Here is a 12,419-nt window from a genome sequence, read left to right on the forward strand (position 1 = left end):
TGATAAGTGTTAGCTCACGTATAGCGTTCCGGATACGACGAGGAGCCGGCCGGGATCATGTTCGGCCGGCGTCTCGGATCCACCGCGTCGGTCACTTAATGACCGCGGGATCGCCCGAACCAGTTCGCACTCGTTCGGCCGCGTCCTCGCCGCTCCTGGGGAAATTTAATATCCTGGATGTCGTTGCTACGAAACTGGAACGTAGTATGAGAGTTAACAACAGACGCGGCTCGGACGGTCGGCACTCACACGGAACACGGACGGAGACGCTCGAGCGGGGCGACCGGAGATGAGCGACGCGTTTCCCTCGAGTGCGGGCACCGTCGTCATCGGTGCGGGAGTCGTCGGCAACAGCCTCGCGTACCACCTCGCGGACTGCGGGCGAGAGGACATCCTGTTGCTCGACAAGGGACCGCTGCCGGACCCCGGAGGATCGACGGGTCACGCGTCGAACTTCCTGATGCCGGTCGAACACTCCAAGGAGATGACCCACCTCACCCGCCGGAGCATCGAACAGTACGAGGACATGGACACCTTCACCAACAGCGGCGGGATCGAGGTGGCCCGGACCGAGGAGCGCATGGCGGAGCTCGAACGCCGCGTCCAGTCCGCGAAGGCCTGGGGCGAGCCCGGACGACTGCTCTCGGTCGAGGAGGTCGAGGAGATGGTACCGTACGCTAACACCGACCTGATCGAGGGCGGCTTCTACAGCCCGGGTGCGGGGACCTGCGACCCGCTTCGAGCCGGCGAGGTGATGCGGGCGCGCGCCGACGAGTACTCCGACGGCGGGCTGACAGTGTCACCGAATACGGCGGTACTCGACCTCCACGTCGAGGACGGTGAGATCCAGGCTGTCGAGACCGACAGAGGGACGGTCGAGGCCGACGAGGTCGCCATCGCCTGCGGGCTCTGGAGCCCGAAGATCGCCGCGATGGCCGGCGTCGAGATCCCGCTGACGCCGGCTGTCCACCAGATGGTCAGCGTCGGCCCGATCTCGTTTTTCGAGGACTACGAGGGCGAGATCTCCTTCCCGGTCCTCCGCGACATGGACACCCAGATGTACGAGCGCCAGCACGGTAACGACCTCGAAGTCGGCTCCTACCAACACCGGCCGATCCTCTGGGACGTCGACGAGATCCCCTCGATCGACGAGGCACCGCTGTCGCCGACCCAGCCGCCGCTGACCGACGACGCGTTCGAGCAGTCGATGCACGACGCCCTCGAGATGGTTCCCGAACTGCTCGACGATCCCGAGGCAGGCGTCCGCCACGAGATCGACGGGCTGCTGTCGGTGACCCCCGACGGCGCGCCGCTTCTGGGCCCGCTCCAGGACGTCGAGGGACTGTGGTCCTGCGCCGCGGTCTGGATCAAGGAGGCCCCCGCCGTCGGCGAGGCCGTCGCCCAGTGGATGACCCGGGGGTGGTCCGACATCGACCTCCACGGCTCGAACGTCAACCGCTTCTACGAGTACGGCAACTCCAGGCGGTTCGTCAAGAACCGCGCCCACGAGGGGTTCCAGAAGATCTACGGTATCGTCCACCCCCACGAGCAGTGGCAGAGTTCGCGTCCGCTGCGGACGAGTCCGTTCTACGACCGCCAGGACGACCTCGAGGCGCGCTTCTTCGAGGCCGCGGGCTGGGAACGCCCGCAGTGGTACGAGTCCAACGAGGACCTCCTCGAGCGCTACGCCGACGACCTCGAGGACCTGCAGCGACCCAACGAGTGGGACTCGCGGTGGTGGTCGCCGATTATCCTGGCCGAACACTTACACATGCGCGACGCGGTCGCGATGGTCGGCGACATGGGCTTCGGCATCTTCGATTTCGTAGGTGCGGACGCCCGCGAGTTCCTCGAGGAGATGGCCGTCGGCCGGATCGACGTCGACGTCGGGAAGACGGTGTACACGCCGATCCTGGCGGAAAACGGCGGCTTCGTCTCGGACCTGACGATCGCCCGCCTCGGCCCCGATCACTTCCGGCTGATCACGGGCGGGGCCGCCGCGGGCTCCGATCGTGCCTGGTTCGGGAGCCACATTCCCGAGAACGCCGACGTCACGATGATCGACAACTCCGAGTCGCTGTGTACGCTGGGCGTCTGGGGGCCGAACGCCCGCGAGGTCGTCCAGTCGGTCGCCGAGGAGGACGTCTCCCACGAGGCGTTCCCGCCCTACACAGCACAGGAGATCACCGTCGGCGAGGTCGACGCCTGGGCGATGCGGCTGTCGTACGTCGGCGAACGCGGCTGGGAGATCTACGCCCCGATGGGTCAGGGCCGACGGCTCTGGGAGGTGATCGAGGAGGCCGGCGAGGACCACGACATTCGCCCGGTCGGGATGGGGGTCTACGGCACCACCGGCCGCATGGAGAAGGGGTACCGCCTCTACGGCCACGAGCTCGAACTCGAGTACGACCCCTCGGAGGCGGGCCTGACCTTCCACGGGGTCAAGGACGCCGACTTCGTCGGGAAGGAAGCGTACGAGGAAGCGCTCGAGAGCGAGGACGCGGCGACGCTGTGTACTCTCTCCGTGGCCGACCACGCCCCCGAGGGCGGCGAGCCCCGATTCATGCTGGGCGGTGAACCGGTCCTCGACGGCGACGGCGAGGTGATCGTCGACGAGGACGGTCGCGAGTCCTACGTCACCAGCGCGGGGACGGGACCGACCGTCGGCAAGCACCTCCTGATGGCGTACCTCCCGCCGGAGTACGCCGAGGAGGGCCGCGAACTCGCGGTCGAGTACATGGGAACGCAGTACCCCGTCACTGTCGAGGTCGCCGGCAGCGAGCCGCTGTTCGACCCCGAGAACGACCGCATCCGGAGCTAACGATGAAGGTACTCGCCTGTCTCAAACGCGTCCCGAACACGGGCGCCAAGATCGTCCTCACCGAGGACGAGCAGCGAATCGACGCGAGCGGGCTGGGCTTTACGATGAGCCCCCACGAGGAGTGTGCGATCGAGGAGGCCGTCGCGCAGGTCGAGACCCACGGTGGCTCCGCTCACCTGCTCACCCTCGGGCCGCCCGAGGCGGACGAACAGCTCCGGACGGGACTGGCCATGCAGGCCGACGAGGCGACGCTGCTCGAGACCGACGACGAGGAGTGGTCGCCGCGGGCGACCGCGGACGCGCTCGCGGACGGAATCGATCGGCTCGCCGACGACGAGAGGTTCGACCTGCTGTTGTTCGGCAACGAGTCGGCCGACGCGGCCAACTACCAGGTCGGCGTCCGCGTCGCGAACGAACTGGGCTACCCCTGCGTCACCGGGATCAAGGACCTCGAGATCGAGGACGGAACCGCGATCGCGAGACGCGAGATCTCCGGCGGCGAGGAGGTGTACGAGGTCGACCTGCCGGCCGTCGTCACCGTCAAGGAGGGGCTCAACGAGCCCCGGTACGCCTCGATGCGGGCCAAGATGCAGGCTCGCCAGCAGGAGATCGAGAGCGTGGAGCCCCGGGCCAAGACGAGGGCGGGCGGACTCGAGAAGGTTCGTCTGGAGGCGCCCGAGACCGACGACTCGCCCGCGGAGATCCTGGGCGAGGGTTCGGAAGCGGTGCCCGAAATCGTCGAGATTCTCGCCGAGGAGGTGGAGGTGATATGATCCTCACGCTCGTCGAGCACGACGAGGGAACGCCCGAAGAGACGTCGCTCGAGGGGCTCGCGATGGCCCGCGAGCTGGCGACCGCCGAGGAGGCCTCGCTCGAGACCGTCGCTTTCGGCGACGAGGCCGACGCGCTCGGCGACGACCTCGGCGACCACGGCGTCGAGGCGGTTCATCGCGTGACCCACGACCGCCTCGAGCGCTATGCGCCTGATGCCTGGGCCGAGAGCATCGTTCAGCTCGCGTCCGAGCGCGAGGCCGGGACGATCACGGCCCCGGGAACCGACCGCGGCCGCGAGGTCCTGGCTCGCGTCGGCGCGACTCTCGACGCGCCGATGGCGACGAACTGTCTCGCGGTCGACGTCACCGACGACGGCGCCTACGAACTCCGGCGGAACCGCTGGGGCGGCAGTCTGATCGAGCACGCCCGCCTCGAGGGCGAGCACAAACTGTTGACGGCGGCGGAACACGAGTTTCCGATCGAGCCCGCCGCGTCGCCGACGGAGCCGTCGGTTTCGACGTTCGAGCCCGACCTCGAGGACGACCAGTTCGCGGTGCAGGTCGATCGCGTCGAAACGGGCGAGGAGGAGGGGATCCCGCTGGGCGAGGCCCGGGTCGTCGTCGGCGGCGGCCGGGGCGTCGGCAGCGCCGAGGACTACGACCAGCTCGAGGAGCTGGCGGAGCTGCTGGGCGGAACGGTGGGCGCCTCTCGCGCCGCGGTCAACGAGGGGTGGCGCCCCCACGACGACCAGGTCGGACAGACCGGCGCGAAGATCAGTCCGGATATCTACATCGCCTGCGGGATCAGCGGCGCGATCCAGCACATGGTCGGGTGTAAGGGTGCGGAGACGCTGCTCGCGATCAACACCGACCCCGAGGCGGCGATCATCCAGAAGGCCGACTGGGCCGTGATCGGCGACCTCCACGAGGTCGTGCCGGAGCTGAACGAGGCCGTTCGCGACGCGAAGTGAGCAAGTCGCCTCCCCCGGTCGGTCAGACCCGGTCGAAACCCGACTTCTCCCGTTCCGATCGGAGTCGTCGCTCCCGACGTCGTCCCGTCCGATCCACGACCTATCTACGATATAATTATTGGTGGTTAAACATTCTGTTATCACGTTCGTATGTGTGTAATTAACTATACGGTTTGGCTGACCTCCTTCGATGAGACTCAGTAAGAGATTCCGATACTACGGTCGATAGACCATCGCCGTCGAGCGAGCCACCCCTCGTACGAGTATCGCTGTTCCCTCGAACAGGAACCAAGAGGGGATCTCAGATGCGAAGGTACGGTCCGAAAGTCGAGATATCTGTCTCGAGTTGTCATGACCTTAGATATATAATTCGACATATCCGGAGTAGTGTAGGGAATGGAATTGGTAAACCGAGCGAAACGTCTGTTCTGGACACCGTCGAATCGACAGCACTCGAGACGGATCGGTTCGGACCTCGGGATCGTCGAGTTCGTGCCGAACGACGTAACTATCAGGGAAAAAGATGTGTGAGGCAAGGCTTCGGGATGCTACCGGGCTTTTTAAGCTCCGGTCCGTACGACCCTGCAATGACACTGCATAACAGGACCGTGCGCCAGGACGTTCGCGAACTCGGAACGCTTCTGGGAGACGTCCTCGAGGAGCAGACCTCGCGACGGGCGTTCGAGACGGTCGAATCCTGTCGGACGACCGCGATCGACTACCGTTCGGGCGACCTCGAGTCCCGCGAGCCGCTGGCTACGGAACTCAACAACCTCTCGCCCCACCAGCAGCGGGTCGTCGCCAGGGCCTTTACCACGTACTTCGAGCTGATCAACCTCGCCGAGGAGCGCGAGCGGGTGCGCTCGATCCGAACCGGTTCCCAGGAGGAGACCCTCGAAGACAGCCTCGAGACGGCCGCGGCCGAGCTCGCCGAGACCGACGTCGAGACGGTCCAGCAGGTCCTCGAGGACGTGCTGATCGAGCCGACGTTCACCGCCCATCCGACGGAGGCCCGGCGCAAGACGGTCAAATCGAAGCTGCGGACGATCGCGACCCACCTCGAGACGCTCGACGAGCGACTGCTGACCGACAAGGAGCGCAATCAGGTCTGGCGGGACGTCGACGCCGAGGTGACCAGCCTCTGGCAGACCCCGCAGGTCCGCAAGCGCCAGCCGGAGGTCGCCGACGAGGCCCGCAACGTCCAGTGGTACTTGGAGAACACGCTGTTCGACGTCGTCGGCGAGGTGTACGACGAACTCGACGACGCCATCGACGAGGAGATCGGCCACAGCCTCGAGATTCCCAAGCTGTTCGAGTTCCGCTCGTGGGCGGGCAGCGACCGAGACGGCAACCCGTACGTGACGCCGGAGGTGACCGCCAACACCCTCGAGCGCCAGCGGGAGGTCGTCCTCGAGCAGTACCGCACCCAGCTCAAGCGCCTCTCGGGCGTGCTGAGCCAGGACGGCAGCCGGATCGACGTCGGGCTGGAGTTCGAGGCCGGACTCGAGGACGACCGGGAGCTGCTGCCCGGCAGCGCCCGCACCGCCGAGAACCGCTACCCGGGCGAGCCCTACCGCCAGAAGCTCAAACTGATGCGCGAGCGCCTGGCGCGGGTCGGCGACGTCCGACCGGGCGGCTACGAGGAGGTCGACGAACTGCTCGAGGACCTCGAGGTCGTCGCCAAGAGTTTGCGGAACAACGGCGCCGAGAGCGTCGTCGACGCCCACGTCGACCCGATCCGTCGCCAGGTCGCAACCTTCGGCTTCTCGCTTGCCAGCATGGACCTTCGGGACCACCAGCAGAAACACACCGACGCCATCGCCGCGGCGCTGGAGCGCGAGGGGATCGACTACCACGGGCTCGACGAGGACGAACGGGTCGAACTCCTGACCGATGCGGTCCTCCAGGACGAGCCCGTGATCGACCTCACCGACACCGAGGGGCTCTCGGAGGACTCCGAGCGGGTACTGACGCTGTTCGACGAACTCGGCGACTGGCAGACCGAGTACGGCGTCCACGCGATCGACACCTACGCCATCTCGATGACCGAGGAGCCGAGTCACGTCCTCGAGGTCCTCTTCCTCGCCGACCAGGCCGGCGTCGTCTCCCTGCCCGAACACTGCGGGCTCGACATCGTCCCACTGCTCGAGACCGAGTACGCCCTCTCGGGCGCCCGCCGGATCATGGGGACGCTGTTCGAGAACGAGGCCTACGTCCAGGCCCTCGAGGCCCGCGGGCGGACCCAGGAGATCATGCTGGGCTACTCCGACTCGAACAAGGAGAACGGCTTCCTCGCCGCGAACTGGTCGCTGTACAAGAACCAGCGCCGCCTGGGCGAGATCTGCGACGATTACGACGTGACGATGCGGCTGTTCCACGGCCGCGGGGGCTCGATCTCGCGGGGTGGTGGCCCGATGAACGAGGCGCTGCTCGCGCTACCGAACTCGACGGTGACGGGCCAGGTGAAGTTCACCGAACAGGGCGAAGCGATCGCCGAGAAGTACGGTAACCCCCGCATCGCTGAACGCAACATCGAGCAGATGCTGAACGCCCAGCTTCGGGCCCGCCTCTACGCCGAGCAACGGCCCGAGGAGCGGGTCGACGAGGAGTGGATCGAGGCGATGGAGACGATGGCCGACGCCGCTCGCCAGGAGTACCGCGATCTGCTCGAGAGCGAGGGGTTCGTCCGGTACTTCGAGCAGGCGACCCCGATCACGGTTATCGAGGACCTCGACCTCGGATCGCGACCCGCCTCGCGATCCGGCGAGCGCACCGTCGAGGACCTGCGGGCGATCCCGTGGGTGTTCTCCTGGACCCAGTCGCGGTGTATCCTGCCCGGCTGGTACGCCCTCGCGAGCGGGATCGACGCCTACCTCGAGGACGGCGGCTCCGAGGAGACCCTCCAGGAGATGTACGACGAGTGGGCGTTCTTCCGATCGACGCTGGACAACGCCGCGCTCTCGCTGTCGCGAACCGAACTCGAGATCGCCGAGACCTACGCGGGGATGGCCGACGCCGACCTGCGCGATCGGTTCTTCCCGCGGCTGAGCGAGGAGTACGAGCGTGCGGCCGAGCTGGTGACGACGATCGGCCAGCGCGAGGAGCTCCACACCCGCGACTGGCTCGGCGAGAACCTCGAGCGACGCAACCCCTACGTCGACCCGCTGAACCTGCTGCAGGTCTACCTGCTCGATCGCACCCACCGCACCGATATCGAGGAGCGAACCCTGCGGCTGACGGTCAAGGGGATCGCCGCCGGGATGAAGAACACGGGGTAAGCCCGCTCACGGGGTCAACAGCTATCGTCGCTCCGACGAACGACTGGACATGGCGAACGATACCGCCGAGGCGGGCGACGACACCGACGGAACCGACGGAGCCGAACTGGGCGCTGGAATCGCCGTCGGGATCGCACTGGGGACCGCGATCGGCGTCGCGACCGACGACCTCGGTCTGTGGCTCCCGATGGGCGTCGCGATCGGCGTCGCACTCGGCGTGGCGATGGGGAACCGGTAACCCCCTGCACCGAAGCGGTTCCCCGAGCGGGCTCTCCCTCCACCGGCGGCCTACTCGACCGTCGGCACTGGCACCGACTCGAGGACGCTCTCGACGATCGCGGCCTTCTCGACCCGGTTGACCGTCGCGTCGGGCGTCAACACGAGTCGGTGGGCGAGGACCGGCTCGGCGACTCGCTTGATGTCGTCGGGCGTGACGTACTCCCGACCGACCAGTGCCGCGTACGCACGGGCGGCCTCGAACAGCCGCTGGGTGCCCCGCGGGGAGACGCCGACCTCGACGCGGCCGTCGCCGCGGGTCTCGCGAGCCAGCGCGGCAACGTACTCGAGCAGGTCGGCCTCGACCCGGACCGTCTCGGGCACCTGCCGGAGCGCGTCGATCTGCTCGGGCTCGAGGACCGTCGAGACGGTCGGACTCCCAGCCTCGCGGCTCGCGCGCCGTCGCAGCAGTTCGACCTCGCCCTCGGCGTCGGGGTAGCCCATCGACGTCTTGACGAGGAAGCGATCGACCTGCGCCTCGGGAAGCGGAAACGTTCCCTCCTGTTCGACGGGGTTCTGGGTCGCGATGACGAAGAACGGATCGGGGAGCGGTCGGGTTTCGCCGTCGACGGTGACCTGGCCCTCCTCCATGGCCTCGAGCAAGGCGGCCTGGGTTTTCGGCGGCGCGCGGTTGATCTCGTCGGCGAGCACGACGTTGGCAAAGAGCGGCCCCTCGTTGAACTCGAAGCTCCGGTCGCGCTCGTCGAAGACGTGCGTGCCGGTGACGTCGGTCGGCAACAGATCGGGCGTGAACTGGATCCGGGAGAAGGAGAGCCCGAGCGCGGTGGCGACGCTGCGAGCCGTCAGCGTTTTGCCCGTCCCGGGGACGTCCTCGAGGAGGACGTGGCCCCGTCCGACGACGCCGACGAGGATCTCCTCGAGGAAGGACCGATCGCAGACGACGGCGCCGCCGATCTCCTCGAGGACGGTCGAACACTCGCGGCTGGCCTGGGTGACGTCCATGGCGTCGACCTCGAAGGCTCGCGTGAAACGTCTTTCGTCCGACTGTCACGTTCGCACGCCAGCGGTTCCCAGACGGCGCGACGATTCGAAACCGATAAAAACGTCACCGCGGTAGGTAGGAGTGAGCCGAGATAGCCTAGCCCGGCCAAGGCGGCAGATTCGAAATCTGCTGTCCTCACGGACTCGGGAGTTCAAATCTCCCTCTCGGCGCTTTTGCAGCGACCACAACCGACGAGCAACGCGTAGCGGCGCGAGTCATCTGGTCGCTGTAAACAACGACGGGATTTGAATCAGGGAGTGACGTGAGCGGAATTTCTGTGGTTCAACTCGCCCGAAAGTCTGGAACGGTGACGCTCAAACTGAGCGCGAGGATGCGTTATCAGCAGAAATAGAAGTACACTGGTACTCCAGCACACTAATTACGCTAGCACACAAAGTACGTTATATGCCCGTGGGCATCGACGAGTTCGAATCCGGTGACCTACCACAGAGCCCGAGCGTACCGGAAGCGGTAGTCACGTACCTGTACGGACAGCGGGACAAAGCCTTCACCCGAGCCGAAATCGCGGCAGCGATCGATGCCGACCCAAACACGGTCGGAACCGCCCTCTCGAGGCTCAAAGAACGTAACCTCGTGCGACACAAGGGCGAGTATTGGGCCATTACAGAGGATGAAGATCGAGTTGCTGCAGCATACGACCTCCGTACTGCGAGCACTCGTCTCGATGAGGACGATGGCGGTATCGATCCGGAAGAGTGGGATGCAGCCGCGCCCAATACGCCGCATCCAAGCGAGGACTCCTAATCGATGCGACCCGAACGAGGCGATGTCGTTCGAAGCCGAGATCCGTTCAAACTCGGTAGTGAGAAACAGCGGCCGTGGCTGATCGTTAGCAACCGGAAGCATCCGTTCAGCGAGGAACAGTATCTTGCAGTCGCGATCTCGACCAAGGAGTACGATCACTCCATCGCGCTTCGGCCAGCGGTTTGGGAGACAGGTGGTGTCCCGCGAGAGTCTTTTGCGTCTCCGTGGGCGGTACACTCTCCGCGTCGTGAGGATCTCGTTGCGTGGCAAGGCCGTCTCACCGAGAACTGCACCGAGCGTATCGTGGACGTAGTTCAGACCTACCTCCGTTAGGAGCGTTCTTTGCTCCGTTTCGAGTCGTCAGCGCCGCGAGGAAGACCGTGAAATGGGGATCACGGATACGTAGCGAGTTGTCGCCTTTCACTAAGCAGTCCTCGACGATTCGTTCGCTGCACAGAGAGAGGCTTTTTATGATAGTTTGGGACAAAATAATCGTCCGACGCGAATGCCTCGAGGACCGAACGATCGACGACGCCCGCCGAACCGACGAGGACGTCCACCGACCGTTCGACATCCGTACCACTCTCCAACCTCGGTATGAGTTGCCATCCCTTGCAGGGAACCGCTTTATCTCTGCAGCTATGGGAGGGAGTCCCGAACGGATACAATGTCAGAAATCAGTAACTTCCCGACGGCGAGACGAGGTGAGCGGACGCGATGAGTTCCGACGACGAGGGTGGCCTCGGGGACGACCCGTTCCATCCCCTCGGGGACGCCGCCGAGGAGGACTTCCGGGCCATGCTCGAGGAGACCGAGTACGACGCGGACCTCGGGATGGCGATGGCCGAGGACGCGATGCGGGTCACGAAGGGCGAACTCTCGGAGGCCGCGTTCCACGAGCGCTACCACGAGGACGTTCTCGAGGAGTTCGGCGAGGACCAGCGGCCGACGAAGGAGGCCTACGAGAACGCCAAACGGGAGGCGAAGGGAACGCTCTCGGGAATGCTCTCTCGCTTTGGCGGTGACGGCGAGGAGTCCCGGCGCGACACGATGAAGAAGATGGGCGCCGGCGCGGCCGCTGTCGGCCTGGGTGCCTGGGGGACCGCCGAGAACGGGGACGGGTCGGAACCCGATATCGTCGCGGCCCAGGAGGAAGGCGAGGAGGAGGGCGACAGTGACGGCGTCCAGTGGGGGATGGCACTCGACCTCGAGGTCTGTGACGGCTGTCTCTCCTGTGTGGTCGCGTGTAACCAGGAGCACAACTGGAACGAGGGCGCGAACTGGATGTACATCATCGCCTACGGGGACGGCACCGTCGAGTCGCCCGACGCCGACGACTTCGAGGGAACGCGGGACTTCAACTACCTGATCCGGCCCTGTCAGCACTGTACGGACGCCCCCTGCGAGAAGGTGTGTCCGACGACGGCCCGTCACACCCGCGACGAGGGCGGCCTCGTGCTCACCGACTACGACGTTTGCATCGGCTGTCGGTACTGTCAGGTCGCCTGCCCGTACGGCGTCAACTACTTCCAGTGGGGCGAGCCGGAGGTCGACGCCCCCTCCGATGAGCTCGGCGAGGACATGATGTACGACCAGCGCGACCGCTGGGTTAGCGGCCGCGGCCCCCGCGGCGTCATGGAGAAGTGCATCTTCGACCCGGCCCGCCAGGACGGCAACATGGGCGAGGAGATGGTCGGCACGACGGCCTGCGAGGACGCCTGTCCGCCGGGGGCGATCCAGTTCGGCGACATGAACGATCCCGACAGCGACCCCCAGCGGTACGCCGAGAACGTCCCGCTCGCCCGCGCCCTGGAGCACGATCCGGACGACGAGGAGCTACAGGACGCCATCGCCGTCCTCGAGGGCGAGGAGGAGCCAGCCGAGGAAGGCGACGAAGACGGACTGACCGAGGAGGAGGCCGAACGGCTCCTGCGGGGCGAGTACGGCGAGCCCGACTCGACGTTCCGACTCCTGCAGGAGTACAACACCGATCCGAACGTCCTCTACCTCGGCAACGAGCCGGGCCCGGACGCCGAGCAGGTTCCGGGACCGGTCGCCTACGACGACGTCGGTCAGGTCGACAACCGCAAGAACGTCCTCGACGAGGGGACGGTCGGCGACAGCGACCTCTCGCTGTGAGGGCGGCCTTCGGGAGCTTCATACCGCTCGAGCGAGACCGCCCGGTATGGAACTCCGTCAGCGCGTCGCCGTCGGGACGCTCTGGATCGGCGTCGCGGCGCTGATCGCGTACACGCTGTACCCGGTGTCGTCGTTCGGGACCGACGTGGTGCTTCGGCTGTTCGTCGTCGCCCTCGCGCTGTTTCTCGCGGGCGTGTACTTCCTCGATCCCTGGGGCATACTCAGCCGGCAGCCGTTCCACTAGCGGGAGCCGGCGGTACGATCGGATGCGACGCTGAATAGCTCACGAACAGGACCTGTCCCTCGAGCGCGCTGCTTAGTCGGCGACGGGGTCTCTACGGCGTCGTCACTCGAGTCGAAACGCTTCTCGGTCGAACTGAAGGGAGTAACGAG

Annotated in this window: 10 protein-coding genes and 1 tRNA gene; 10 read left to right on the plus strand and 1 reads right to left on the minus strand. The window is 66.1% G+C overall.

The window, feature by feature from the left end:
- Window positions 1-289 precede the first annotated feature (289 nt).
- The 5 genes from ACNA7R_RS03445 to ACNA7R_RS03465 all read left to right on the plus strand — a co-directional run bounded on the left by ACNA7R_RS03445 (window position 290) and on the right by ACNA7R_RS03465 (window position 8,081).
- Entirely contained in the window at window positions 290-2,821 is a 2,532-nt protein-coding gene (locus tag ACNA7R_RS03445) for a GcvT family protein (RefSeq protein WP_416282141.1), read from the plus strand.
- Between the two features lie 2 nt (window positions 2,822-2,823).
- Window positions 2,824-3,594, plus strand: coding sequence for an electron transfer flavoprotein subunit beta/FixA family protein (locus ACNA7R_RS03450; RefSeq protein WP_416282142.1), 771 nt, complete (start codon window positions 2,824-2,826; stop codon window positions 3,592-3,594).
- Window positions 3,591-4,565 carry an electron transfer flavoprotein subunit alpha/FixB family protein gene (locus tag ACNA7R_RS03455; RefSeq protein WP_416282143.1) on the plus strand — a complete coding sequence of 325 codons (975 nt, stop codon included), beginning with the start codon at window positions 3,591-3,593 and terminating at the stop codon, window positions 4,563-4,565. The genes ACNA7R_RS03450 and ACNA7R_RS03455 overlap by 4 nt, the downstream gene beginning before the upstream one ends.
- 587 nt (window positions 4,566-5,152) lie before the next feature.
- A complete protein-coding gene (ppc, locus tag ACNA7R_RS03460; protein ID WP_416282144.1) occupies window positions 5,153-7,843 on the plus strand; it encodes a phosphoenolpyruvate carboxylase in 2,691 nt (896 codons plus the stop codon).
- 49 nt (window positions 7,844-7,892) lie between these two features.
- Entirely contained in the window at window positions 7,893-8,081 is a 189-nt protein-coding gene (locus ACNA7R_RS03465; RefSeq protein WP_416282146.1) for a hypothetical protein, read from the plus strand.
- Between the two features lie 50 nt (window positions 8,082-8,131).
- Here ACNA7R_RS03465 and ACNA7R_RS03470 read toward each other — a convergent pair whose 3' ends face one another.
- Window positions 8,132-9,082, minus strand: coding sequence for an AAA family ATPase (locus ACNA7R_RS03470; protein WP_416282147.1), 951 nt, complete (start codon window positions 9,080-9,082; stop codon window positions 8,132-8,134).
- A gap of 125 nt (window positions 9,083-9,207) precedes the next feature.
- Here ACNA7R_RS03470 and ACNA7R_RS03475 point away from each other — a divergent pair.
- From ACNA7R_RS03475 to ACNA7R_RS03495, 5 genes are all read left to right on the plus strand, one after another.
- Window positions 9,208-9,292: transfer RNA gene (locus ACNA7R_RS03475), tRNA-Ser, on the plus strand.
- Between the two features lie 235 nt (window positions 9,293-9,527).
- Complete coding sequence (locus tag ACNA7R_RS03480) at window positions 9,528-9,887, plus strand: hypothetical protein (protein WP_416282149.1); 360 nt, start codon at window positions 9,528-9,530, stop codon at window positions 9,885-9,887.
- A gap of 3 nt (window positions 9,888-9,890) precedes the next feature.
- Window positions 9,891-10,220, plus strand: a complete 330-nt coding sequence (locus ACNA7R_RS03485; RefSeq protein WP_416282150.1) for a type II toxin-antitoxin system PemK/MazF family toxin — start codon at window positions 9,891-9,893, stop codon at window positions 10,218-10,220.
- Between the two features lie 384 nt (window positions 10,221-10,604).
- Complete coding sequence (locus tag ACNA7R_RS03490) at window positions 10,605-12,026, plus strand: 4Fe-4S ferredoxin N-terminal domain-containing protein (RefSeq protein WP_416282151.1); 1,422 nt, start codon at window positions 10,605-10,607, stop codon at window positions 12,024-12,026.
- Between the two features lie 46 nt (window positions 12,027-12,072).
- Window positions 12,073-12,270, plus strand: coding sequence for a hypothetical protein (locus tag ACNA7R_RS03495; RefSeq protein WP_416282152.1), 198 nt, complete (start codon window positions 12,073-12,075; stop codon window positions 12,268-12,270).
- Window positions 12,271-12,419: the final 149 nt, after the last annotated feature.

This window comes from Natronococcus sp. (assembly GCF_047921035.1).
Taxonomy (GTDB): Archaea; Halobacteriota; Halobacteria; order Halobacteriales; family Natrialbaceae; genus Natronococcus.